This window comes from Micromonospora lupini (assembly GCF_026342015.1).
GTDB lineage: Bacteria > Actinomycetota > Actinomycetes > Mycobacteriales > Micromonosporaceae > Micromonospora > Micromonospora lupini_B.
This window is the reverse complement of sequence record NZ_JAPENL010000003.1, coordinates 1,178,949-1,202,503: the sequence shown is the minus strand read 5'-3', so window position 1 is coordinate 1,202,503 and position 23,555 is coordinate 1,178,949. Positions and strand designations below refer to the sequence as shown.

The 23,555-nt window shown below is 71.4% G+C and carries 20 protein-coding genes and 2 pseudogenes; 14 read left to right on the top strand and 8 right to left on the bottom strand.

Features of this window, described 5'->3' with window-relative positions; all coding sequences use genetic code 11:
- Positions 1 to 42: 42 nt before the first annotated feature.
- The gene (locus OOJ91_RS34515; RefSeq protein ID WP_353962114.1) at positions 43 to 915 is read right to left on the bottom strand and encodes a BTAD domain-containing putative transcriptional regulator; all 873 of its coding nucleotides are present in this window, start codon (positions 913 to 915) and stop codon (positions 43 to 45) included.
- 761 nt (positions 916 to 1,676) lie between these two features.
- On the opposite strand from OOJ91_RS34515, the gene OOJ91_RS33505 reads away from it, so the two are divergent.
- Entirely contained in the window at positions 1,677 to 1,823 is a 147-nt protein-coding gene (locus OOJ91_RS33505; RefSeq protein WP_266251439.1) for a hypothetical protein, read from the top strand.
- Positions 1,824 to 2,663: 840 nt separating this feature from the next.
- A pseudogene (locus tag OOJ91_RS33500) lies at positions 2,664 to 2,884 on the top strand (ATP-dependent DNA helicase RecG); the annotation flags it as partial.
- 169 nt (positions 2,885 to 3,053) lie between these two features.
- Here the strand turns inward: OOJ91_RS33500 and OOJ91_RS33495 are convergent.
- Positions 3,054 to 4,574 carry a cell wall anchor protein gene (locus OOJ91_RS33495; protein WP_266251438.1) on the bottom strand — a complete coding sequence of 507 codons (1,521 nt, stop codon included), beginning with the start codon at positions 4,572 to 4,574 and terminating at the stop codon, positions 3,054 to 3,056.
- A 307-nt stretch (positions 4,575 to 4,881) separates the two neighbouring features.
- On the opposite strand from OOJ91_RS33495, the gene rsmD reads away from it, so the two are divergent.
- The 9 genes and pseudogenes from rsmD to OOJ91_RS33450 all read left to right on the top strand — a co-directional run bounded on the left by rsmD (position 4,882) and on the right by OOJ91_RS33450 (position 12,885).
- On the top strand, positions 4,882 to 5,445 hold the full coding sequence (gene rsmD, locus OOJ91_RS33490) for a 16S rRNA (guanine(966)-N(2))-methyltransferase RsmD (protein ID WP_266251437.1): 564 nt from the start codon (positions 4,882 to 4,884) through the stop codon (positions 5,443 to 5,445).
- Positions 5,442 to 5,924 (top strand): pantetheine-phosphate adenylyltransferase, encoded by a 483-nt coding sequence (gene coaD, locus OOJ91_RS33485; RefSeq protein ID WP_039905612.1) that lies wholly within the window; start codon positions 5,442 to 5,444, stop codon positions 5,922 to 5,924. The genes rsmD and coaD overlap by 4 nt, the downstream gene beginning before the upstream one ends.
- A gap of 201 nt (positions 5,925 to 6,125) precedes the next feature.
- Entirely contained in the window at positions 6,126 to 6,623 is a 498-nt protein-coding gene (locus OOJ91_RS33480) for a hypothetical protein (RefSeq protein ID WP_266251436.1), read from the top strand.
- Positions 6,624 to 6,733: 110 nt separating this feature from the next.
- Entirely contained in the window at positions 6,734 to 7,297 is a 564-nt protein-coding gene (locus tag OOJ91_RS33475; RefSeq protein ID WP_007456463.1) for a YceD family protein, read from the top strand.
- Positions 7,298 to 7,302: 5 nt separating this feature from the next.
- Positions 7,303 to 7,476 (top strand): 50S ribosomal protein L32, encoded by a 174-nt coding sequence (gene rpmF, locus OOJ91_RS33470; RefSeq protein ID WP_030335284.1) that lies wholly within the window; start codon positions 7,303 to 7,305, stop codon positions 7,474 to 7,476.
- Positions 7,477 to 7,590: 114 nt separating this feature from the next.
- Positions 7,591 to 8,577 (top strand): phosphate acyltransferase PlsX, encoded by a 987-nt coding sequence (locus OOJ91_RS33465; RefSeq protein WP_266251435.1) that lies wholly within the window; start codon positions 7,591 to 7,593, stop codon positions 8,575 to 8,577.
- A pseudogene (rnc, locus tag OOJ91_RS33460) lies at positions 8,574 to 9,326 on the top strand (ribonuclease III); the annotation flags it as partial. The gene OOJ91_RS33465 and the pseudogene rnc, both read left to right, overlap by 4 nt.
- A gap of 259 nt (positions 9,327 to 9,585) precedes the next feature.
- Positions 9,586 to 10,443 (top strand): bifunctional DNA-formamidopyrimidine glycosylase/DNA-(apurinic or apyrimidinic site) lyase, encoded by an 858-nt coding sequence (gene mutM, locus OOJ91_RS33455; protein WP_266251434.1) that lies wholly within the window; start codon positions 9,586 to 9,588, stop codon positions 10,441 to 10,443.
- Between the two features lie 222 nt (positions 10,444 to 10,665).
- Positions 10,666 to 12,885: an MMPL family transporter gene (locus tag OOJ91_RS33450; RefSeq protein ID WP_266251433.1), complete on the top strand. Its 2,220-nt coding sequence runs from the start codon at positions 10,666 to 10,668 to the stop codon at positions 12,883 to 12,885.
- Positions 12,886 to 12,978: 93 nt separating this feature from the next.
- Here OOJ91_RS33450 and OOJ91_RS33445 read toward each other — a convergent pair whose 3' ends face one another.
- The gene (locus tag OOJ91_RS33445; RefSeq protein WP_266251432.1) at positions 12,979 to 13,821 is read right to left on the bottom strand and encodes an endo alpha-1,4 polygalactosaminidase; all 843 of its coding nucleotides are present in this window, start codon (positions 13,819 to 13,821) and stop codon (positions 12,979 to 12,981) included.
- A 116-nt stretch (positions 13,822 to 13,937) separates the two neighbouring features.
- On the bottom strand, positions 13,938 to 15,101 hold the full coding sequence (locus OOJ91_RS33440; RefSeq protein ID WP_266251431.1) for a CAP domain-containing protein: 1,164 nt from the start codon (positions 15,099 to 15,101) through the stop codon (positions 13,938 to 13,940).
- A gap of 374 nt (positions 15,102 to 15,475) precedes the next feature.
- On the opposite strand from OOJ91_RS33440, the gene OOJ91_RS33435 reads away from it, so the two are divergent.
- The 3 genes from OOJ91_RS33435 (at position 15,476) to OOJ91_RS33425 (ending at position 20,265) form a co-directional block, all read left to right on the top strand.
- Positions 15,476 to 15,670 (top strand): hypothetical protein, encoded by a 195-nt coding sequence (locus OOJ91_RS33435; protein WP_007456482.1) that lies wholly within the window; start codon positions 15,476 to 15,478, stop codon positions 15,668 to 15,670.
- A 360-nt stretch (positions 15,671 to 16,030) separates the two neighbouring features.
- The gene (gene smc / locus OOJ91_RS33430; protein ID WP_266251430.1) at positions 16,031 to 19,645 is read left to right on the top strand and encodes a chromosome segregation protein SMC; all 3,615 of its coding nucleotides are present in this window, start codon (positions 16,031 to 16,033) and stop codon (positions 19,643 to 19,645) included.
- A complete protein-coding gene (locus tag OOJ91_RS33425; RefSeq protein ID WP_266251429.1) occupies positions 19,645 to 20,265 on the top strand; it encodes an HAD family hydrolase in 621 nt (206 codons plus the stop codon). The genes smc and OOJ91_RS33425 overlap by 1 nt, the downstream gene beginning before the upstream one ends.
- A 6-nt stretch (positions 20,266 to 20,271) precedes the next feature.
- On the opposite strand, the gene OOJ91_RS33420 is transcribed toward OOJ91_RS33425, so the two are convergent.
- The 4 genes from OOJ91_RS33420 to OOJ91_RS33405 form a co-directional block, all read right to left on the bottom strand.
- Positions 20,272 to 20,802: a DinB family protein gene (locus OOJ91_RS33420; protein ID WP_266251428.1), complete on the bottom strand. Its 531-nt coding sequence runs from the start codon at positions 20,800 to 20,802 to the stop codon at positions 20,272 to 20,274.
- Between the two features lie 42 nt (positions 20,803 to 20,844).
- Positions 20,845 to 21,339 carry a universal stress protein gene (locus OOJ91_RS33415; RefSeq protein WP_266251424.1) on the bottom strand — a complete coding sequence of 165 codons (495 nt, stop codon included), beginning with the start codon at positions 21,337 to 21,339 and terminating at the stop codon, positions 20,845 to 20,847.
- A 9-nt stretch (positions 21,340 to 21,348) separates the two neighbouring features.
- Positions 21,349 to 22,953 (bottom strand): MDR family MFS transporter, encoded by a 1,605-nt coding sequence (locus OOJ91_RS33410; protein ID WP_266251422.1) that lies wholly within the window; start codon positions 22,951 to 22,953, stop codon positions 21,349 to 21,351.
- A 148-nt stretch (positions 22,954 to 23,101) separates the two neighbouring features.
- On the bottom strand, positions 23,102 to 23,542 hold the full coding sequence (locus OOJ91_RS33405) for a MarR family winged helix-turn-helix transcriptional regulator (protein WP_007456496.1): 441 nt from the start codon (positions 23,540 to 23,542) through the stop codon (positions 23,102 to 23,104).
- Between the last annotated feature and the right edge of the window lie 13 nt (positions 23,543 to 23,555).

Sequence of the window (23,555 nt, the reverse complement as noted above, 5' to 3'; positions counted from 1 at the left end):
GTTGGCGCCACCCAGTCCGGGCAACTGGGCTCGCACCTGTCATTACCTAAGGCTACATTGTTCCTGTCCCGTGGCTGCTGGGGGGGGCCAGAGAAAGTTTTTTTCCCCCCCCCCCCCCCCCCCCCCCCCCCCCCCCCCCCCCCCCCCCCCCCCCCCCCCCCCCCCCCCCCCCCCCCCCCCCCCCCCCCCCCCCCCCCCCCCCCCCCCCCCCCCCCCCCCCCCCCCCCCCCCCCCCCTTTTTTTTTTTTTTTTTTTTTTTTTTTTTTTTTTTTTTTTTTTTTTTTTTTTTTTTTTTTTTTTTTTTTTTTTTTTTTTACACACACACACACACACACACATACACACACATGTGTGTGTGTGTGTGTGTGTGTGTGTGTATATATGTTGGTGTGCCCCCCCCCCCCCCCCCCCCCCCCCCCCCCCCCCCCCCCCCCCCCCCCCCCCCCCCCCCCCCCCCCCCCCCCCCCCCCCCCCCCCCCCCCCCCCCCCCCCCCCCCCCCCCCCCCCCCCCCCCCCCCCCCCCCCCCCCCCCCCCCCCCCCCCCCGCGCGCGCGCGCGCGCGCGTGTGTGTGTGTGTGTGTGTGTGTGTGTGTGTGTGTGTGTGTGTGTGTGTGTGTGTGTGTGCGCGCGCGCGCGCGCGCGCGCGTGTGTGTGCGCGCGCGCGCGTGTGTGTGTGTGTGTGTGTGTGTGGAGCGCAGAGCGCTGGTGCTCGGCGGGGCCGTTGATGGCCTCGGTGGCAATGACGCGCTGTTCGTCGAGGTCGGCGAGTTGTTGCGTGAGGGTGCCGGTAGCGGTGATGTTCTCACCCGCTGGGCCCCGCCACAGTGCGAGAGCGTCATGCAGCAGCGTCGCTGCCGCCGCATGTTCGCCGGCTCTCAGATGTGCCTGCCCGTGGCGAGTGAGGTCGGTGAACACGCGGGCGTCGGGGCTGCAAGTTCAAGAAGCCGTTCACCGCGACTGCCAACTGGGTCGACGACCCCAAAGGCAGCCATCGCCGGAGTCGCCGTCGGTTTGGCCGTGGGTGTCGGTTGCGGTTTCGCGATCGGCGCGACGGGTGCCGGTGCGGTCGCCTGCGGTGCCCTCGCCGGCGCCGCCGCCAACATGGTCACGTACGCCATCGAGACCAAGGTCGAACACAAGGGCAACGTCAGCCTCGGCGGCATGCTCGTCCAGGGCGCGATAGGCGCCGTCGTCGGCGGTGTCATGGGCGGCCTGGGTTCGGTAGGTAGTCAGGCCCTCAAGGCCGGAGTGTCCTCAATGCTCTCCGGAGCGGGCGCGCGGGCCTCGACCGCAGCCGCCGGCGCGGCCGCGAAAAAAGAGGCCGGCGCGATAGTCAACGGCCTGACGCGCAACGCCTTCACCAAGTCTGCGACGAAGGCTGCCCAAGGGGCCTCGGCGGGCCGCTCCAGTAGCATGGCCGCGGACTACGATCCCGCCGAGTGGAAGCCGACCGTGACTCACGAAAACGGAGCCACGGGTATCGGCAATGATCCGAATACCGCCGCCGCCCTGCGGTTCGCGCCTCGCATTCCCGGCATCCACAACGTGGTGATCCACGGTAATGCCGACGGATTCGCTGACGGAACTGCTGCCCGAACTGTCGCAGCTGCTGTGCGAGCGAATCCGAGCTACACGGAGGTCAGCCTGTCTGCCTGATTACCTGCTACGGCGGTAACATGACCTACTCTATGTTCCGGGAGATGCGTGCCGACGTGTCTGGCTACACCCAGAAGCTCTTCGTCAACCCTGACGGGACGTTCGCGGGCGGTGGGGAGTGGCAGGGATATAAAATGGAGAGTGATTCGTGGCTTCTCGACGATTGAGATACTTCGGATTCTACGAGGATCTCGGATATGCGATCGGTAAAGGCGTGAGAGTCGGAGACGCTGAGCGCCGCGTGGTCTGCGATAAGTCCGCCGTCGTAGCGTATCTTCGATCTGGTTCGCCGTTGGTGGTGGTGCCCGGCAGTATTGGTGATCCCCTGACTTCGGATGGCCGGACAGTCTCGGCCGGAGAAAGCGTCCTGACGGATGGTGTTTGGGTTTGGCCTCTGATTGCGGCAGACTTGGTGGGCATGCACGACTTCGCCTTACCTGACGATTTCTACGCCCATATGAAGGCTTCGAATTTCACGGTGCCTAACCTGCCCGAGGATGAGGTCCGTAGCACCTTCGCCGATGCCAAAAGGGCGCTTTCGATAGATCCAGTTCTCAGGACGGCCCGAGAGGGTCTACTCGTTCTCGACGTACGTGACGTTCGTGATGGTTCTGTGGTGTGTACTGGGCGAGCGGAGGGGGGTGTGCTGAGCGAGGGGCAAAGATTATTGAATCTCGCTAACGCCGATGCTCTGACGATTGAAATGATAACTGGCCCCGCTGGCCGATTGGATCATCTGTCTGACGGTCAGACTGCCAGAGTGACTCTTGGTGGTCCAGGCGTTGGCCACGTGGTAGTGGGAGTATTGTTGCTCAATTCGGAGGAATGATGTCCGGCTCCTTGTGGGCGAGCGAGGACGCGAAGCCTTCGACGTCGTACTAATCGCCCGACGCGCGCCTGTGAAATGCACTATCCCTGCATTGACCCGATAATCGGTCGATTTCAGGACACCGTCTGATTGCCGGTGATTGTTTGCGGTCAGTTACTTGAATGTTTTCTCGGGTGCCGAGCGCCGTGAGGGCGACGTGCTGGCGCTACCCAGTCCGGGCACCGCTCGCACCTGCGCCTGTTGTCCCTGCGCCGCGACGCCGACCTGATCCGCGACGCCCGCGGCGAGGCGATCACCCTGATCGAGGAGGACCCGGAGCTGGTCCGCAGTCCGGCGCTGGCGGCGTCCGTCGCGGCCCTGGTCGACGAGGACCGCGCGGAGTACCTGGAGAAGGGCTGACATCCGGCGGTCCGACCTGGACCGCTGATCCACACCAGTTCCAGGAAACCGGGGTATCCCTGCCGGACAGCGCCGCTTCCCGGAACCCGGGTCGATCACGCGCAGCACAAAGACCGAGGGCGCGTCGACCGCATGGTCGACGCGCCCTCGGTCTTCAGCGCAGGTCAGGTCAGGCGGTGAAGGTCACCCGACGCCGACGGGCGATGACGAACAGCACCGCGCCCGCGATCAGCAGGGCGACCGCGCCGGCGGCGATGCCGCCCGCCGCCGCACCGGTGACCGGGAGGCCCGGCTCGTCGCCGCCACCGCCACCGCTACCGCCGCAGTTGCCCTCCGGCGTGTAGATCGCCTCAAGCTCCAGGTCCATGTCCGGCAGGGCGACGATCGCCGTCTTGTCCTTGCCGGCCTTGAAGGTCACCGTCTCCGACGCGCCGGCCGCGACCGTACGGGTCTCGGTCTTGTCGCCGTAGGTGAACGTGGTCTTCACCGGCAGGCCACCCTCGGGGTTGGTGACGGTGAGGGCGAACTCCTTGCAGTCGGCCTTGGTCGTGACGGCCGGCAGCGGGCAGTCCTCGGGACGCGCCCAGGAGTACGTGCCGTTCTCGATGACCTTGCCGTCGACCAGCACCTCGATCTTGCCGGCGTCGGCGGCGGGCACCACGATGCTGCTGTCGGCCTTACCCGGCGCGACGGAGACCTTCTTGGTGAAGCCGTTCTCGCCCTTGACCTCGAACTCGACGGCGTACTTGCTGATCTTGCCGTCGTTGCTCAGCGACACGGCGACCGAACCGTCGCACTTGGACGCGAACGTCGAGGCCGGGGTGACGCAGCTCTTGCTGCCGCCGTTGTACCAGCCCTGCGGGCCCTTGGACCGGTTGCCCGGAGCGCCCGGCGAGCCGAGCTTCTTGTTGTCGTAGCGCTTGCCGCCGTCGACGATCTCGCTGATGACCTGGTCCTTGTCGCCCCAGATGAGGTCGACCTGGGTGTGGCAGTCCGGGATCTCCACGTTCAGCGTGATCTCGGTCTGCTTGGCGCTGACGAAGTCGCTGTCCGGCGTGCCGTACACGTACTGCGGGGTGGCGAACTGCGGCCGCGGCGCGAAGTAGGACACCAGCGTGAAGTACTGCTTGCCGTCGCCGCAGAGCGGCAGGTCACCGTCGAGCTTGACGGTGGCGGTGCCCTTCGGGCCGTCGAAGGTGTGGCTGAACTTCGCCTTGTCGATCTCGACGCACTTCGGCGCCGGCGTGCAGGACTTGTCGGCCGCGAGGGTGATGCTCTTGGCCCGGGTGTCCTCGGCGGCCTTGACGTCCCCCACCCACCACTCGGCGTGCACCTCGAGGCTGGCGGTCGTCGTGTTGCCCGGCACCCGCTGAACGGCCTCAACGGTCGCGCTTCGGGGGAGGAGGTAGCCCTGCAGCGGCAACTCCTTCGCGTCCGCGAGGAGAGCGTTCACCGGAGTCCCCGGAGTGGCGGTCACCTTCTGGAGCGTCGCGTCCTTGTCGGCCTGACTGTTCTGCACCGACCACGTGATCAGGCGCTCACCGGTCTGCCGGTCGCAGCCGACGGTTGCGTTGATCGTGGTGTGGTGTGCGCTGGCTGGGGTGGCTACCGCGGCGACCCCGGTGAGGCCGACGAGGGCGGCTCCCAGGATGGCCAGCGGTCGCCGGAGCGACAGCTTGGGACGGATCACGGGGTACTCCTGGAGTGCTGAAGCGTCAGGGGTGTGGCACGGGAGCGACAGTGGACGGTCACTGCACGTCCGATCGGAGAGGCGCCCTCCCGAGCCGTGGGCCGGTGGGTTGGCCGCCGGCACCCGGCAGACCCTAGCGAGATCGCCGCGCGTGATACAGCGCTCAGGATTTGCTAAGACGGATGTTATGAACTTGAGATCATTGATATACGAGAAGTGATCACATCGTCTGCGTGGCGGTACCGACCGTGTCGGCAGGCCGGTCCGGCGAGTCGCGTAGCGTCGGGGCCATGAGCAGGAGGAGACGGTGACCCGGATCGTGGCCGGGACGCTCGGGGGACGGCGGATCGCCGCGCCGCCCGGCGCCGGCACCCGACCCACCTCCGACCGGGTCCGGGAGGCGCTGTTCAGTGCCGTCGAGGCCGAGGTCGACCTGGACGGGGCGCGCTTCGCCGACCTGTACGCCGGTTCCGGCGCGGTCGGGCTGGAGGCGCTGTCCCGGGGCGCCCGACACGTCCTGCTTGTCGAGTCCGATCCAAGGGCGGCGCGCGTGATCCGGGAGAACGTGGCGACCCTGCGGGCCGGTTCCGCCGTACGCCTGGTGGCCGGCAAGGTGGCGACGGTTCTGGCCGCCGGCCCGGACGGTGGCGGCTACGACGTGGTCTTCGCCGACCCGCCCTACGCCGTGCCGGACGAGGAGATCACCGCGCTGCTGACGACGCTCGTCGACGGGGGCTGGCTGGCGCCCGACGCGTTGGTGGTGGTGGAGCGGTCGCGCCGCACCAGGGAGTTCGAGTGGGTGGAGGGGATCACCCCCGAGCGCAGTCGCCGGTACGGCGAGACCACCCTTTGGTACGGTCGCCGATCATGAGACGTGCGGTGTGCCCCGGCTCGTTCGACCCGGTCACCAACGGACACCTCGACATCATCGGTCGCGCCAGCCGGCTGTTCGACGAGGTGATCGTCGGCGTGCTGGTGAACCAGTCGAAGAGCGGCCTGTTCACGGTCGAGGAGCGGATCGAGATGCTCCGCGAGGTGACCGCCTCGTACGGCAACGTACGGGTCGAGTCGTTCCGTGGGCTCCTCGTCGACTTCTGCCGGGCCCAGCAGGCGAGCGTGCTGATCAAGGGTCTGCGGGCGGTGAGCGACTTCGACTACGAGTTGCAGATGGCCCAGATGAACATCGGACTGGCCGGCGTCGAGACGCTCTTCATGCCGACCAACCCGCTCTACTCGTTCCTCTCCTCCAGCCTTGTCAAGGACGTGGCCAAGTGGGGCGGCGACATCTCCGCCCACGTCCCGGACCCGGTCCGCGAGGCCCTCCAGGCACGCCTGGGCCCCCGCCCCTGACCCCCGCTCCCGGGCGTCCCTTTCCGGGTGGTTTGGCGCGACCAGAAGTGCGCAGTCGGCGGGGAGTGACCATGTCGCGACTCGCCGGGTTGGGGTGAGTGGGGCGTGGGTGGGGCGGGCACGACATGATTGGTCGAGCACGAACCCGGCCGTGGCCCGCATCATGGAGGTCGGCCGACGAACGACAGGAGTGAGGTACCGGTGGACCCGCTCGATCGCATCGACGAACTGATCGCCATGGTGGAGCAGGCACGCTCCGTCCCGATGTCGCGCAACAACTGCATGGTCGACCGGGGCGAGGTGATCGCCGCCCTGGACGAGATGCGCGCCGACCTGCCCGCCGACCTGCGTCGGGCCGCCGCGCTCCTCGACGAGCGGGACAAGATCATGGAGGCCGGTAAGCGCGAGGCGGACCGGATCATCAGCGAGGGTGAGGCAGAACACGCCCGCCTCGTGTCGGTGAACGAGATCACCGTGTCGGCCGAGCACGAGGGCGCCCGCATCATCTCCGAGGCGCGCGCCGAGGCGCAGCGTCTGCGCGAGGAGGTCGACGACTACGTCGACACCGCGCTGGCCAACTTCGAGCAGTTCCTCACCCGGGCCCTCGCCTCGATAGAGCGTGGCCGGGACAAGATGCACGCGCTGCGGGAGATCGGTACCTTCGGTGGGGATGAGGCGGAACGCCCGCTACCCTTCTGAGCGGCACCTCACCAGCCGACATTCTCACCGCAGGCGTCCCCCCGGTTCGACGGTCCGGCGGTCGCCCAGGTAACCTTTTTTGTCGGCCTCTCACCGGCCGGAGTCTGACTATGCCCAAGCACTCGCCATCGACACTCGACCCCAGGGCGCCGCTGGTCCTCGACACGAGGGACCTGCCGCGTCGCCCTGGCGCGTTGCGTGAGGTCCAGCGGGTCGTGCCGGCACCGGCGGACCTCGGCGTGGAGTTGATCGGCGTGCCGGAGGGCGCGGACCTCGACCTCGATCTGAGGTTGCAGTCGGTGTCCGAGGGTGTGCTCGTCTCCGGGACCATCACCGGTCCCATCCGGGGCGAGTGCGGGCGTTGCCTACGCGAGATCAACGAATCGATGGCCGTGACGATCCAGGAGCTGTACGCGTACGAGAACAGCACCACGGACGCCACGACCGACGAGGACGAGGTGGGCCGGATGCAGGGCGATCTGATCGACCTGGAGCCGGCGCTGCGGGACGCGTTGGTGCTCACGCTGCCGACCAACCCGCTCTGCCGGGAGGACTGCCCAGGACTGTGCCCCGAATGCGGGGCGCACTGGGACGATCTGCCGGCCGACCACAGTCACCAGCAGATCGACCCGCGTTGGGCGGGCCTGTCGCAACTGACCGTTACAGAGGAGTAAGAACCGTGGCCGTCCCGAAGCGCAAGATGTCGCGCAGCAACACCCGGTCCCGCCGGGCGAACTGGAAGGCGACAGTGGTCGCGACCGTCGCGTGCCCGCAGTGCAAGTCCCCGAAGCTGCCGCACGCCGCCTGCTCCGTCTGCGGCACCTACAACGGCCGCCAGGTTCTCGAGGTCTGACCTGGACGCCGAGTGACGCCCCCGACCCCAGGTCGGGCGGCGCGCGCACCCTGGCATTCGCCCGGTGCCCCGGCTCCCTCCGACACCGGCCGGCCCAACCCGGCCGGTGTTCCGGTGGAGCCGGGCACCGCGCGGATCGCCGTTGACCTCCTCGGCGGGGACGACGCTCCCGCCGTCGTGGTTGACGGCGCTCTGCGGGCCGTGCGCGCCGATCCCGATCTGCACCTGCTGCTCGTCGGACCGACCGAGGTCGCCGACGCGCTGATCGCTGCCCTCGCCCCGGCCGAGCGGGCCCGGATCACGGTCCGGCCGGTCCGCTCCGCAGTCGGCATGGCCGACCATCCCAGCGCCGCCCGCTCGGAGAGCACCGTCCGCGCCGCCGTCACCGCCGTCCGCGACGGCACCGCCGACGCCCTCGTCTCGGCCGGCGCGACAGGCGCCACGGTCACCGCCGCCGTGCTCGGGCTCGGGCGCTGGCCGGAGATCCGCCAACCCGCCCTTGTCGCCACCCTGCCCGCGGTCGCCGGGCCGGTGGTGCTGCTCGACGTCGGCGGTTCCCTGGAGCCCCGCCCCGCCACCCTGGCCCGACACGCCGTGCTCGGTGCCGCGTACGCCGCGGTGGCCCACTCGGTCGCCGCGCCGCGGGTCGGCCTGCTCTCGGTCGGCACCGAGGCCGGCAAGGGCGATCGGGTACGCCGCGCCACCGACCCCCTGCTCGCCGTCGAGCCGCTGCCGTGCGGGGCGCGCTACGTCGGCCTGGTCGAGGGGTACGACGTGTCCCTCGGCGCGCGCGCCGATGTCGTGGTCACCGACGGCTTCACCGGTAACGTGCTGCTCAAGGCGATCGAGGGCGCGTACGCGATGGCCGGCGGCCCGCCCGTCGGCGGTGGCGCGCCCCGGGCAGCCGCCCTGCTCGGCGTCGCCGGGACTGTCGTCGTCTGTCACGGCTCCGCTCGCGCCGACGACGTCGCCTCCGGCATCGCTCTCGCCGCCCACCTGTGGCGACGGCGTGCCACCGAACTGGTCTCCGCGTTGCTCGACGGCGACGCCGCGACGAACCGCACCGACCGCTCCACCGACACCGAGGTACGCACATCATGAGCAACGACAAGCGGCGGCGGGCGTCCGTCGGTCATCTGGAAGAGGCGTTCGGCGTCAGCCTGGAGCCGGACCTGCTGGAACGCGCGTTGACCCACCGCTCGTACGCGTACGAGAACGGCGGCCTGCCGACGAACGAGCGGCTGGAGTTCCTCGGCGACTCGGTCCTCGGCGTCGTGATCACCACCGCGTTGTTCCACAACCACCCGGACCTGCCCGAGGGGCAGCTCGCCAAGCTGCGCGCCAGCGTGGTCAACATGCGGGCGCTCGCCGACGTGGCCCGCGGCCTGGGCCCGGACGGCCTCGGCGCGTACCTGCTGCTCGGCAAGGGTGAGGAGACCACAGGTGGCCGGGACAAGGCGAGCATCCTCGCCGACACCCTGGAGGCGCTGCTCGGCGCGATCTACCTCCAGTACGGGCTGGACACCGCCGGGATCGTGATCCACCGGCTGTTCGACCCGCTGATGGCCGAGTCGGCCGGCCGGGGCGCCGCCCTGGACTGGAAGACCAGCCTCCAGGAGTTGACCGCCGCGCTCGGTCTCGGCGTGCCCGAGTACCGGATCGAGGGCACCGGACCGGACCACCTCAAGACGTTCACCGCCTGGGTCGTGGTGGCCGGCAACCGGTACGGCGGCGCGGAGGGGCGCAGCAAGAAGGAGGCCGAGCAGCGGGCCGCCGAGGCGGCCTGGCGGATACTCACCGACCAGCACGAGCAGAACGCCAAGCAGGACCAGCCGGACGGGTCCGACGAGGGCGACTCCTTCGGGCCGCTGGAGAGCGCCGAGCAGGCGGCCCGGACCGAGCAGGCCGACCACCTCGCGCAGGTCATGCCTGCCGACGTGGCGGACCAGCAGACCCCGCCCGAGCGGCAGGTGTCCGCCAACGGCGCCGGCCCCTCCGCCGATCGCGACGGTGCGGCCCGGACCGGCGAGGCCGGCAACGACGAGGCCCGGACCGGCGAGGCCCGCGACGCCGCGTCCCCGACCGGTGGTCGCGAGACGGGCGTACGTCGTGCCTGAGCTGCCCGAGGTGGAGACCGTCCGGCAGGGGCTGGCCCAGTGGGTCACCGGCCGGCGGATCGCCTCGGTCGAGGTCCGACACCCGCGCGCCGTCAGGCGGCACGTCCCCGGCGGCGTGCACTTCGCCGACGTCCTCGCCGGCCGGACGATCGTGGACGTGCGCCGACGCGGCAAGTACCTGTGGCTCCCACTTGACAGCGGCGACGCGGTGGTCGGGCACCTCGGCATGTCGGGTCAGTTGCTGCTCCAGCCGCCCGGCACCCCCGACGAGACCCACCTGCGGGTCCGGTTCCGGTTCGCCGACGACGGGCCCGAGCTGCGCTTCGTCGACCAACGCACGTTCGGCGGACTCGCGGTCAGCGAGGGCGGCGCGGACCTGCCTGCAGAGATCGCGCACATCGCCCGCGACCCGATGGACCCGGAGTTCTCCGACGCGGCCTTCGTCGCCGCGCTGCGCCGCCGGCGGACCGAGGTGAAACGGGCCCTGCTCGACCAGACGCTGATCTCCGGGGTGGGCAACATCTACGCCGACGAGGCGCTCTGGCGCGCGGGGCTGCACGGCGCCCGCCCCACCGACGCGCTGACCGGGCCGGCCGCGCAGCGTCTGCTCGGCCACGTCCGCGACGTGCTCGCCGAGGCGATCAAGGAGGGCGGCACCAGCTTCGACGCCCTCTACGTCAACGTCAACGGCGAGAGCGGCTACTTCGACCGGGCACTGAACGCCTACGGCCGCGAGGGCGAGCCGTGCCGGCGGTGCGGAGCCCCGATCCGCCGCGAGTCGTTCATGAACCGCTCCTCGTACAGCTGCCCGCGCTGCCAGCCCCGGCCTCGGGGTGCCCTTCGGGGATGACCCGGAGTCGGCTCCGGGTCGGCACCGGCGGGTCGTGGCCGGACCCTCCGGGCCACACCCGGGCGTACGCCCGAATCGCGTGTTGATGCCCCTCCGGCGGACCCGCCGCCCTCCGCACACCGACTCCGGGGTGGACGGGGGCCGTTCCCCGATGTGACCGCCTCGTCACGCCCCTAACGTCAGCAGCGTCGGCAGGGGGTCGACGTGACAGGGGGACACGAGATGGGCAACAGACCGGTGACGGTGCGGATGGCGCGGTGGAGCGCCGAGCATCCGTGGCGGGCGATCGCGATGTGGATCGTGTTCGTGGCGGTGTGTTTCGTCGGCGGCAACGCCGCCGGCCTCACCGAGGCCACAAGCGGGGACCAGGCGATCGGCGAGGCCGGGCGGGCGAGCCTCATCGTGGACGACGGGGCCTTCGACGACCCGGCGGTCGAGAACGTCCTGATCACCTCCCGCGCTGGCGCCCTGGACCCGGCGGCGGCGAAGGCGGCCGCCGACGACGCGGCGACCCGACTGCGTACGGTCACCGGAGTTGCCGAGATCGGCCCGCCGGTCACCGCGCGGGACGGGTCGGCGCTGCTGCTGCCGATCACCATGTCCGGTGACCCGGAGACCGCGTCGGACCGGGTGCAGCCGCTGCGCGACGCCACCGCCACCGTGCAGGGCGCGCACCCGCAGCTCCGCGTCGAGCAGGTCGGCGGGGCGTCGATCGGCCAGGCGCTCGACGACACCCTGGGCAAGGACTTCAAGCGCGCCGAGCTGCTGAGCCTGCCGGTCACCCTGGCCATCCTGATCATCGCGTTCGGCGCGTTGATCGCGGCCAGCGTGCCGGTGCTGCTGGCGCTCTCCTCGGTCGCCGCCGCGATGGGCCTGTCCACTCTCGCCTCGCACCTGGTGCCGGCCACCGACACGACGTCACCGGTGATCCTGCTGATCGGCATGGCGGTGGGGGTCGACTACTCGCTGTTCTACATCCGCCGGGAGCGGGAGGAGCGGGCCAAGGGCCGCTCCGGCCTGGACGCGGTGGAGATCGCAGCGGAGACCTCCGGGCACGCCGTGGTGGTCTCCGGCTTCGCCGTGATCATCGCGATGGCCGGGCTGTTCCTCGCCGGCGACGTGGTCTTCTCGTCCCTGGCCGTCGGCTCGATCCTGGTGGTCGCGGTCGCGGTGACCGGCTCGCTGACCGTGCTGCCGGCCCTGCTGGCCAGGCTGGGCCGCTGGGTCGACAGGCCCCGGGTGCCGCTGCTCTGGCGGCTGACCGCGCCGCGCACCGGCCGGCACGGCGAGCCGCGTACGCCTCGGCTCTGGCCGGCGCTGCTCCGGCCGGCGCTGCGCGCCCCGGTGGTCACGCTCGTCATCTCGGTCGGTCTGCTGCTCGCGCTGGCCGCGCCGGCGCTCGGGATGAAGCTGAAGTTCCCCGGGATGGAGGACCTGCCGCGCACCACGCCTGCCATGCAGGCGTACGACAGGCTCACCGCGGCCTTCCCGAGCACCGGCACCAACCATGTGGTGGCCGTCCGGGCGCCTGCCGAGCAGGCCGATCGGGTCAACGCGGCGCTCACCGACCTGGCCGGCCGCGCCGGCGGAGATCCGTTGTTCGCCCCCACCGAGGCGGACGGCCCGAAGATCAAGGTGTCGGCCGACAGGCGGGTGTCGGTGCTTGACGTCGCCACCCCGTACGCCAGCCGGGACGACCGGTCGGTGCAGTCGCTGGAGAAGTTGCGGGCCGACCTGGTGCCGGCCGAGCTGCGGGGGATCCCCGGGATCGAGTACGCGGTCGGCGGGAGCGTGGCCGACAGCGAGGACTACGCGTCGCACGTCCGCGACAAGCTGCCGCTGGTGATGGGCTTCGTGCTGGTGCTCACGTTCCTGGTCATGGCCTTCACGTTCCGCTCGGTGGTGGTGGCGGCCAGCTCGATCGCGCTGAACCTGCTCTCCGCCGGCGCGGCGTACGGGCTGCTGGTGCTGGTCTTCCAGGGCGAGTGGGCCGAGGGACTGCTCGGCTTCACGTCGATGGGCGCGATCGTCTCCTGGCTGCCGTTGTTCCTGTTCGTGGTGCTCTTCGGCCTCTCGATGGACTACCACGTGTTCGTGGTGAGCCGGATCCGCGAGGGGGTCCGGGCCGGCATGTCCAACCGCGACGCGGTGTCGTACGGCATCACCTCGTCGGCCGGGGTGGTGACCAGCGCGGCGATCGTCATGGTCGGGGTGTTCTCGATCTTCGCCACGCTGAGCACCATCGACATGAAGCAGCTCGGCATCGGCCTGGCGGCGGCGATCCTGCTGGACGCCACGATCATCCGGGGAGTGGTCCTGCCGGCCCTGATGACAATGCTCGGTGACGCCAACTGGTGGGCCCCGCGGTTCCTGCGGCGACGCCCGGCGCCCGCCCCCACCGACCCGCCGGCCCCCGCGCCGGAGCTGGTGCCGGTGTCCTGAGCCGAACGTCTGTCGTCCGTGCCGGGCCGCGACTCGCGGCCCGGCACGTGCCGTGGTGGGCACGCTGTGGCGGCACCCGGGCGCGATCGCAGGTCACGGCAGCGCGCACGGTTCCCGCCAGGCGTCCAACGTCCGCTCCTTGCGGATCGAGGCGAAGCCGTAGCCGACAGTCGCGACGCAGAAGTCCTCGGTCGACCCGGTGTACTCGACGTGGAAGACCGGCTTGCCCGCGTCCACGAACGGCAGCAGCTTGGCGCACTGGTCCAGCCGGACGCACTCCTCGTTGACCACGAAGTCGAAGTCCGGTGCCAGCGCCGCGAGCTGCGGCACGTCGTTGACCAGCCCGGGGGAGAGGTCAAGTGCGCGGGCCAACTGGGCCAGCCGGCGGTTGAACAGCAGTTGGTCGTCGAAGCCGAGGGGGAAGCCGCTGCGGTGGGCGTACCCGTCGGCGTCGGCAAGCGCCACCGCGCCGAACCCCTTGCCCCGGCACAGCCGCAACCGGTCGGCCAGCACCGGCTCCAGCGCGTCCCACAGCCGCACGTCCAGCCACCGGCTGCCCGGCTGTGGGCCGGCCGCGCCCCGCACGACGGCGGGCACCCGGCTGGCGTCCGGGTCGGTCGAGCGCACCGAGCCGACGGGCACCTGGCAGATCAACCGCCGGTCACGCGAGCGCAGTTCGGCAGTCTGCGCGGCAGTGGTGGCCACCGGGTCGAGCAGGAAGACGTCGGCGTCCACGGTCGTGTCGACCGGGCCGTCGAGTTGCCACTGCCACCGCCAGTGGCGAGCCTGCGTGGCCGGCCACGGGGTGGGGGCGCCCGGCGGGGTCAGTTCGCGCCGGCACCCGTACGCCGGCAGCACCAGGACGAGCGCGACGCCGGCCGACACGATCCGGCGCAGCGGGCGTACGGCGGCACGTCGCCGCGGCCGGATCCGCATCGGCAGCTCCCGGGTCACGGGCGGCCGGTCGCCGCCCACACCGGCACGTCGACCCCACGTCCGGTCCGGCGTACCTCACCGGGTCCAACGAGCGCGGGAGCGCGGACGACGCGCCGTCAGCGCGGCGCCGCGAAGACCTGCGTCCAGTACGGCCCGTTGCTGCTGGCGATGCCGACGCCGATCTCGGTGAACGCGCAGTTGAGGATGTTGGCCCGGTGCCCGGAGCTGTTCATCCAGGCGTCCATCACGGCGGCCGGCGTCTTCTGGTTCCACGCCACGTTCTCGCCGTAGGTGCGCCAGGCGTAGCCGACGCGGTCCAACCGGACGCCTGTGTCGCTGCCGTCGCTGCCGGTGTGCGACATCGTCTGGTGGTCGGCCTGGTCCTGGCTGTGCCCCTGGGCGGCGGTCATCAGCTTGTCGTCGACGCTCAGCGCCTTGCAGCCGGCCTTGGCCCGCTCGGCGTTGACCAGGTCCACCACCTGCTGGGCCTGGGTGCCGACGGTGCCGCTCACGCCCCCGGAGCCACTGCTGGTGCTCGGGGCCTTGCTGCGCTCGGCGGTGCGCCGTGACGGGGCGGTGGTCCGCGACGCGGCCGGGGTGGGCCTGACCACCCTGCTCGGCGACGGGCTCGGCCGTGCCGGGCTGGGCGAGCTGGTCGGAGAGGGTGCGGCCAGGGTGTCACCACCCGGCTGGTCGGTCGGGACCGCGGGCGCGGCGGCGACGGTGCCGTCGACGGCTGTGGGTTCGTCGGCCGGGCCGTCGCCACGGGGCATCGCGAGCGCGCCGACGCCGACGCTCACCACGAGGGTGGCTGCCGCGGCGGCGCCACCGATCATCACGGGGCGACGCCAGCGCCGGGGCGAGCGGTGCCGCCCCTCGCCGGGCCGACCGCCGCCGCTCCGGTCACCGGTGGCCTGCGCGTCGGCCTCGGTACGCCAGCCGCCGGTAGCCTGCGCGGCCTCGGTGGTCCAGCCGCCGGTGGTCTGCGCGGCCTCGGTGCGCGGGGTGTCGTCGCGCCAGCCGCCTGTCGCCTCGTCACTCCGTTCGTGGCTCGGCCAGGCGCTATCAGGCGCCTCGACCGGGGCGGCCGGGGACGCGGGCTGCCAGCGGGCGGTGGGCTCGGCGCGGTGCCACTCGTCGCCAGGCTGGTCGGGGTCGTCCCCGAAGAGGTAGGCCGAGCGGGGCTCCGGGCGGTCGCGCAGCCAGTCCGGCTCGTCGGTCGGCCGCTCGGCGCGCCGTTGGGCGCCGTTCGGGTCCATCGGGTCGGTCCAGCCGTACACGCCTCTGCCTCCACGGGGTCGGTTGCGGGCCGGGGTGACGCTACGACTCGCCCGCGACCTGCGGCAACGTGGCTAAGGAAGAGTTAAGAGGAAGTCGGACGTCAAGGCGCTGACTTCCCCGAATCCGGGCGTACAGTAAAGGTGTCCGGACAGAGAGTGTCCGTGCCTTGCGGCAGCCCCCCGACAAGTGGACAGGTCGACGTAGAGATGATCTACGGCCTGCGAGAACTTGACGAAGGAGGGGTTTGCGGCTCAATATATAGGTGTCGCCAGTCGCGCCCGGTCATGCCCAGATACAGCTGGAATGACAGCCGCGTACAAAATTGGGCGCGCGTTTGGCCGGCCTTTCCGGCAGCGCATATCAAGGAGTCAGCATGGCGAAGGCCCTCTACGGCCACGTAGGTGCAGCGCCCGACCGGCGTCTGCTCGACGAGGTCACCCGACTGCGTGCCAGGGTTCAGGCACTGGAGTTCGAGATCACGCGTCTGCGTGCCGACAATGATCGGCTCGCGGCGGCTGCGGCGGAAGCGGACGACCTGCTCCGTCTCGCCGAGCCGGCGCTGACCTGATCTTCAGGTCGGAAAACTGAATCGCAGCACCACCGCAAAAATGCGCGCCGACACCTCTGTGCCGGCGCGCAACGCTGTCCGGCGCCTTTCGCGCCCGACCATTTCTGATCTTGTGACCGGCCCCGCGATAACCGCACCCACGGTTTCGCCGAAACGCCCCGACCGGCGCGCCGATCATGAACGGAGTTTGTCTTTCTCGTCGTCGCCGCCACCACCGCGCGCTCGGCCCGTGCTCGCCGTCGACACGGCCCCGGGGCGGGTCGCGTGCCGGGTCGGTCCCGCCAGCGGGTTAGTCTGCGGGTTCACCCAGGTCCCCGCAGCCGGCGACGGTACGGCGGCCACCGGACGAGGATCGAGTAGGTGTATCTCAAGAGCCTGACGGTGAAGGGCTTCAAATCCTTCGCCTCCGCCACGACGTTGAAGCTGGAGCCCGGGATCACCTGCGTGGTGGGCCCGAACGGCTCCGGCAAGTCCAACGTCGTCGACGCCATCGCCTGGGTCCTCGGCGAGCAGGGCGCCAAGGCGCTGCGCGGCGGCAAGATGGAGGACGTCATCTTTGCCGGCACCGCCGGCCGTGCGCCGCTGGGCCGGGCCGAGGTCACCCTCACCATCGACAACACCGACGGCGCGCTGCCCATCGAGTACACCGAGGTCTCCATCACCCGCCGGATGTTCCGCTCCGGCGAGAGCGAGTACGAGATCAACGGCAACTCCTGCCGCCTGCTCGACATCCAGGAGCTGCTGTCCGACTCCGGCATCGGCCGGGAGATGCACATCATCGTCGGCCAGGGCCGGCTCGACGGCATGCTGCACGCCAAGCCGGAGGACCGCCGCTCGTTCATCGAGGAGGCGGCAGGCGTCCTCAAGCACCGCAAGCGCAAAGAAAAGGCGCTGCGGAAGCTCGACGCCATGCAGGTGAACCTCAACCGGCTCACCGACCTCACGGCCGAGCTGCGCCGCCAGCTCAAGCCGCTGGGCCGGCAGGCGGAGGTGGCCCGCCGCGCCGCCGCGATCCAGGCCAACCTGCGCGACGCCCGGTTGCGACTGCTCGCCGACGACCTGGCCACCCTGCGGACCACCCTCGATCGGGAGATCGCCGACGAGACCGCGCTGCGGGAGCGGCGTGAGCAGATCGAGGGCGAGCACACCGAGGTGCAGGGGCGGCTCGGCGAGTTGGAGGGCGCCCTCGCCGAGGACGCTCCGCTGCTCGCGGCCGCCCAGGACACCTGGTACAGGTTGTCCGCACTCCAGGAACGCTTCCGCTCGATCGAGCAGCTCGCCCGGGAGCGACTGCGGCACCTCAGCGCCACCGGCGACGACGAGCGGCCCGGTCGCGACCCCGACCAACTGGAGGCCGAGGCCGAGCGGGTCCGCGAGCAGGAGGAGGAACTGCGCGCGGCGCTCACCGACGACCAGATCCGGCTCGCCGAGGCGGTCGAGCACCGCCAGGAGCTGGAACGGCAGCTCGCCGCCGCCGAGCGGGGGCTGGTCGCCGCCGCGAAGGCCATCGCCGACAGGCGTGAGGGCATGGCCCGGCTCACCGGCCAGGTCAACTCGGCCCGCGCCCGGACCACGAGCGCCGGCGAGGAGATCGAGCGCCTCGCCGTCGCGCACGCCGACGCGTTGGGCCGCGCCGAGCAGGCGCAGGCCGACCTGGACGCGGTGGCCGCGCAGTCCACCGAGGCGGACCGGGACAACGCCGACCTGGACGCCCGGCACGCCGAGGCGGTCGCCGTCCAGGAGCGGGCGCAGGCAACCGTCCGGTCGCTTGCCGACGCCGAGCGGGCCGCCGAGAAGGACGCCGCCACCTGGAAGGCCCGCGAGGAGGCGCTCGCCCTGGGGCTGCGGCGCAAGGACGGCGCGGGAGCGCTGCTCGCCCGCGCCGGCGACGTACCCGGCCTGCTCGGCAGTCTGGCCGGGCTGCTCACCGTCGCCCCGGGGCACGAGGCCGCGCTTGCCGCCGCGCTCGGCGGGCTCGCCGACGCGGTCGCCGTCAGCGGGGTCGACGAGGCCGTCGAGGCGATGCGGCTGCTGAAGATCTCCGACGCCGGCCGGGCCGGTCTGTTGGTCGGCAGCCCGGCGGGACCGGGCATGACCGGCTCGGCCGACGCGCTGCGCCCGAAACTGCCCGACGGCGCCCGCTGGGCCCCCGACCTGGTCGAGTGCACGCCCGACATTCGTCCGGCGGTGCACCGGGCGCTGCGCGACGTGGCGCTCGTCGACGATCTCACCGCGGCGGCCGACCTGGTCGCCGGCAATCCCGAGCTGCGGGCCGTCACCCCGGACGGGGACGTGATCGGGGCGTACGCGGCGGCCGGCGGGTCGGCCAAGGCCCCCAGCTACATCGAGGTGCAGGCGGCCGTCGAGGAGGCCCGTACCAACCGGCTCGCCGCGGAACGCTCAGGCGCGGAGCTGCGCGACCAGCTCGTCGAGGCGCGTGCCGAGGTGGCCGCCGCGAAGGAGACCGTGCAGCACGCCGCGGCCGAGAAGCGGGAGGCGGAGAGCCACCGCAACGCCGCCGCCCGCCGGCTCGCCGAGCTGGGCGCGGCTGCCCGCTCGGCGAGGGCCGAGACGGACCGGCTGGGTGAGTCGCGGGCCCGTGCCGAGGCGGCCCGGCAGCGGGACCTCGCCACGCTCGACGAGCTGGAGGAGCGACTGCGGCTGGCCGAGGACACCCCGATCGACGCCGAGCCCTCCACCGAGGAGCGCGACCAGCTCGCCGCGATGGTGCCGCAGGCCCGGCAGAACGAGATGGAGGTCCGGCTCGCCGTGCGTACCGCCGAGGAGCGGGTCTCCTCGATCGCCGGTCGGGCCGACTCGCTGGCCCGGCAGGCCACCGCGGAGCGGGCCGCCCGGGAACGCGCCGCGGCCCGGCGGGCCGCGCGCACCCGTGGCGCGGGCATCGCCAGGGCCGTCGCCGGCGGCGCCCGGGAGGCGCTCACCCGACTCACCACGTCGATCGCCGCGGCCGAGGAGCACCGCGACGCCGTCGCGCGGGAGCGCGCCGCCCGCGAGGCAGAGCTGCAGGAGGTACGCGGAGCGGCCAAGCGGCTCGGCGCGGAGCTGGAGCGGCTGACCAGCCAGGTGCACCGCGACGAGGTGGCCCGCGCGGAGCAGCGCCTGCGGATCGAGCAGTTGGAGGCGAAGGCCGCCGAGGACTTCGGGTTGGACGTGGAGACGCTTGTCGCCGAGTACGGCCCCACCCAGCCCGTTCCGCCGACACAGGCGGACGTGGCGGCGGCCGAGCGCGACGGGCTGCCGGTGCCCGAGCCGGTCCGCTACGAGCGGCCGGTGCAGGAGAAGCGGGCCGCCAAGGCGGAACGCGAACTGGCCCTGCTCGGCAAGGTCAACCCGCTCGCGCTCGAGGAGTTCGCCGCGCTGGAGGAGCGCTTCAAGTTCCTCTCCGAGCAGTTGGAGGACCTCAAGGCGACCCGGCGGGACCTGCTCACCGTGGTCAAGGACGTGGACGAGCGGATCCTGGAGGTCTTCGCCAGCGCGTTCGAGGACACGGCCCGGGAGTTCGAGCAGGTGTTCACCGTGCTCTTCCCCGGCGGTGAGGGCCGGCTGATCCTCACCGACCCCGAGGACCTGCTCACCACAGGCGTCGAGGTCGAGGCCCGCCCGCCGGGTAAGAAGATCAAGCGGCTGTCGCTGCTCTCCGGCGGCGAGCGGTCGCTGACCGCGGTGGCCATGCTGGTGGCGATCTTCCGTGCCCGGCCGAGCCCGTTCTACATCATGGACGAGGTGGAGGCGGCCCTGGACGACGTGAACCTGGGCCGGCTGATCACGTTGCTGGCACAGTTGCGGGAGAAGAGTCAGCTGATCGTCATCACGCACCAGAAGCGGACGATGGAGATCGCCGACGCGCTCTACGGGGTGACCATGCGCAGCGGGGTCACCCAGGTGATCAGCCAACGGCTCAACCGGGCCGACGAGGACGACAGGCGGCACCGCCGCGGCGAGGAGAACGGGTAGTGGCTCGGGAACGCGCGACGGCGCTCCTGCTGGACTTCGACGGCGTGCTGCGCCGGTGGGACCCGACGGTGGCCGCCGTTGTCGAGCGGGAGTACGGCCTCTCCGAGGGGGTGCTCGGCGAGATCGCCATGCAGTGGGGGCGGCTCCAGCCGGTGCTCACCGGTCAGGTCAGCCACGCCGAGTGGATGAGCAGCGTCGCGGACGCCCTGAGCGAGTCGGTGGGCAGCCCGCAACGGGCCCGTGCCGCGGTGGAGCAGTGGCAGAGCTACCGGGGAGAGGTCGACCAGGAGGTGCTGGCGTTCGTCCGGGAGGTCCGCGCGGCCGGCGTCCGGGTCGGGCTGGGCACCAACGCCACCGACCTGCTCGACACCGACCTGGCCGCGCTCGGCCTGGTCGGCGAGCTGGACGTGGTGGTCAACTCCTCCACGCTCGGGGTGCACAAGCCGACGCCGGAGTACTTCCAGGCCGCCTGCCAGGCGCTGGCCACCCCGCCGGCCCGGGTGCTCTTCGTCGACGACGAGGACTGGGCCGTACGGGGCGCCCGGTCCGCCGGGCTGTCGGCGCACCGCTGGGGCGGCCACGCCGACCTGCGCTACCTGCGGGCGGCGCTCACCTACTGAGGTCGCTCAGTCGCCGGTGACGCCGTCGATGCGCTCCCGGATCAGGTCGGCGTGGCCGTTGTGCCGGGCGTACTCCTCGATCATGTGCACGTACACCCAGCGCAGGCTGAAGGTGGGGGTGCCGTCCCTGCGGGGCAGCGTGAACGTCTCGTCCAGGGACCGTCCCTCGGTCACCGCGCGGGCCGCGTCGACCTCGGCTCGGAAGGTGGCGAAGGCGGCCTCCGCGTCGGCGCCGGCCGCGGCGTGGAAGTCGGCGTCGTTGTCCGTGTCGTAGTCGTAGAGGTCGGGCAGGTCCTGGCCGGCGAAACGCGTGCGGAACCAGGACCGCTCGACATCTGTCATGTGCAGGACCAGTCCGAGCAGGCTCAGGCCGGACGGCTCGACGCTCGCCGAGCGCAACTGCTCGGCGGTCAGGCCGGCGCACTTGTGCAGCAGGGTGTCGCGGTGGTAGTCGAGCCAGCCCTCCAGCATGGTGCGCTCGTCAGCGACCAAGGGCTCCTGAGTGCGGTCGATCTCCGGTGCTCGCCATGTCGTCATCGGGCCATCCTGCGGCTCGGGTACGACAGTCGCGAGCGGATTTCAGGGCACCACGACGACGGGCCAGTGACCCTTGCGGACCAGCCGGGTGGCGACCGAGCCGACCAGCCGGTGACCGGCCTGCTCGGACGCGCCCACCACCACCATGTCGGCCTGGAACTCGTCGGCCGCCGCGCACAGCTCGGCGTACGCGTCGCCGCGGCGGCACAGGAAGGTCACCGGAATGCCCAACTGCTCGGCCGCACGCCTGCACTCCCGGCGCAGCTCGTCGGCCAACTCGTCGTGGGTGCGCTGGACCGCGCCGGCGTCCATGCCGGGCACGAGGGCGGTGATCCCGCTCGACGAGCCGACGAAGACCACCACAAGGGTGGCGCCCTGCCGGCGGGCCAGCCCGGCGGCGTAGGCGCCGGCCCGCGCGGAGGTACGGGTGCCGTCCACGCCCGCCATGACCACCCGCGGACCGTCCGTGCCCCGTTCGAAGGGCAGCGGGTTGATCCGAGGGCCGTACTCCTCGCGGTCCGGCGCTCCCACGCTCATGGCTCTACCTCACCTCTGCTCGCCGGTCCGGACCACACCGGAGACGAGGTTCGATTCCCCGTCGCCCGCATCGGAAACCGGGTTGCCGCTGTGCTGCCGCAGCGGCACCTCCTTGATGAAGCTCACCGCGATCAGCGCGATCAGCGCGAAGGGGGCGGCGGCCAGGAAGATGTCACCGGCGCCGTGGCCGTACGCGCTCTCCACCACCATCCGCAGCGGACCGGGCAGGGTGTGCACGTCGGGCAGGGTGCCGCCGCTGCCCGAGCTGGATGCCGGGATGCCGAGCTGGGCCAGCCCGTCGGCGGTGTAGTCCTTGACCTTGTGGGCGAGCACCGCGCCGAGGGCGGAGACGCCGATCGCGCCGCCCAGACTGCGGAAGAACGCCACCACCGAGCTGGCGGCGCCCAGTTCGTGCGGGCCGACGGTGTTCTGCACGGCGAGGACGAGGTTCTGCATGGTCAGGCCCAGGCCGACGCCGATCAGCGCCATGTAGACGCTGAGCAGGGTGAAGCTGGTGTCCGCGCGCAGTGTGCCCATGAGGGCGAAGCCGACGGTGAGCAGCGCCGAGCCGAGCACCAGGAACCGCTTCCAGCGGCCGGTCCTCGTGATGATCCGTCCACCGACAGTCGAGGCGACCAGCAGGCCGAGGATCATCGGCAGGGTCATCAGGCCGGCCATGGTCGGGGACTCGCCCCGGCTGATCTGGAAGTACTGGCCGAGGAAGATCGACGCGCCGAACAGGCCCACGCCCACCGCGATGCTGGCGACGACGGCGAGGGCGATCGTGCGGTTACGGAACAGCCGCGGCGGGATCACCGGCTCGGCGGCCCGGGTCTCCACCCGGATGGCGAGCGCGCCGAGGAGCAGGGCGCCGAGGACCATGGCGACGGTCTGCCAGGAGCCCCAGGCGAACTGGTCGCCGGCGAGGGAGACCCAGATCAGCAGCACCGAGACGGCCGCGGTGATCAGCGTGGCCCCCCACCAGTCGATCTGCGCCTTGCGCTTGATGACCGGCAGGTGCAGGGTCTTCTGGAGCACGACGAGCGCGGCGATGGCGAACGGCACGCCGACGTAGAAGCACCAGCGCCAGCCGAGCCACGAGGTGTCGACGATCACGCCGCCGATCAGCGGTCCGCCGATGGTGCCGACGGCCATGACGGCGCCGAGGTAGCCGCTGTAGCGGCCTCGCTCGCGCGGCGCGATCATCGTCGCCATGATCACCTGGGCGAGGGCCGTGAGGCCGCCGGCGCCGACGCCCTGGACCACCCGGCACGCGATCAGCTCGCTGGTGCCCTGAGCGAGGCCGGCCAGCACCGAGCCCAGCACGTAGATCGCCAGGGCGAGCTGGACCAGGGTCTTCTTGCTGGTCAGGTCGGCGAGCTTGCCCCAGATGGGGGTGGTCGCGGTGGTCGCGAGCAGGGCCGAGGTGACCACCCAGGTGTACGCGGACTGGCCGCCGTGCAGCTCGGTGATGATCCGCGGCAGCGCGTTCGAGATGACCGTGGACGAGAGGATCGCGACGAACAGGCCCAGCAGCAGGCCGGAGAGGGCCTCCAGGATCTGCCGGTGGGTCATGTCGACGGCGGGCGCCCGAGACGCTGTCGCCTGGCTCATCGTGTACTGCCTCCGAGCGGAGTAGAGGTGGTGGGGCGGCGGGCCGCACCGTGGGTCCCGCCTGAGAGTTGCCTGGAGCAACCGTACGTTTTTGGTTGCCTCAAGCAACAACCAGACGGGCGAGTGGGACATTCCCCACCCGCGGAGGTCATCTCCAGGAATCGTTGAACCGGCCGAGCAGCCGGGCGAACTCCTCGACGTCCCGCGACGGCCAGTCGTCGAGCGCGCGGAGGAACTCGCCCAGGCGGGCGGACCGGGCGACGTCGAACCGGCGCTGGCCCTCCTCGGTGAGGCTGATCTGGGCCGCCCGCCGATCACTCGGATCGGGGTCGCGGTGCACCAGACCGAGGGCCTCCAGCCCGTTGATCTGCCGGCTCAGCGTCCCCTTGCCCACACCGAGCCGCGCCGCCAGCTCGGTCAACCGGATCGATCCGCTGCGCCGCAGCCAGAGCAGCAGCCCGTACGTGTTCGGTTCGAGGTTCGGGTGCACCTCTCGGGCGATTTCCCAGGAAACCGCCCGTCCCCGGCGCAGCAAGGCGGTCAGCTCGTGCTCGACGGCCCGGATCGGCTCCGGCAGGTGCTCGTCCACGCGCTAGAGAGTA

Bases quoted from the DNA above. Each gene is read 5' to 3' on its own strand.
- OOJ91_RS33450 (WP_266251433.1), top strand. From the start codon at position 10,666: ATGGGCAACAGACCGGTGACGGTGCGGATGGCGCGGTGGAGCGCCGAG.
- OOJ91_RS33505 (WP_266251439.1), top strand. From the start codon at position 1,677: ATGACCTACTCTATGTTCCGGGAGATGCGTGCCGACGTGTCTGGCTAC.
- OOJ91_RS33445 (WP_266251432.1), bottom strand. From the start codon at position 13,821: ATGCGGATCCGGCCGCGGCGACGTGCCGCCGTACGCCCGCTGCGCCGG.
- OOJ91_RS33410 (WP_266251422.1), bottom strand. From the start codon at position 22,953: ATGAGCCAGGCGACAGCGTCTCGGGCGCCCGCCGTCGACATGACCCAC.
- OOJ91_RS33415 (WP_266251424.1), bottom strand. From the start codon at position 21,339: ATGAGCGTGGGAGCGCCGGACCGCGAGGAGTACGGCCCTCGGATCAAC.
- OOJ91_RS33475 (WP_007456463.1), top strand. From the start codon at position 6,734: ATGCCCAAGCACTCGCCATCGACACTCGACCCCAGGGCGCCGCTGGTC.
- OOJ91_RS33435 (WP_007456482.1), top strand. From the start codon at position 15,476: ATGGCGAAGGCCCTCTACGGCCACGTAGGTGCAGCGCCCGACCGGCGT.
- coaD (WP_039905612.1), top strand. From the start codon at position 5,442: ATGAGACGTGCGGTGTGCCCCGGCTCGTTCGACCCGGTCACCAACGGA.
- OOJ91_RS33420 (WP_266251428.1), bottom strand. From the start codon at position 20,802: ATGACGACATGGCGAGCACCGGAGATCGACCGCACTCAGGAGCCCTTG.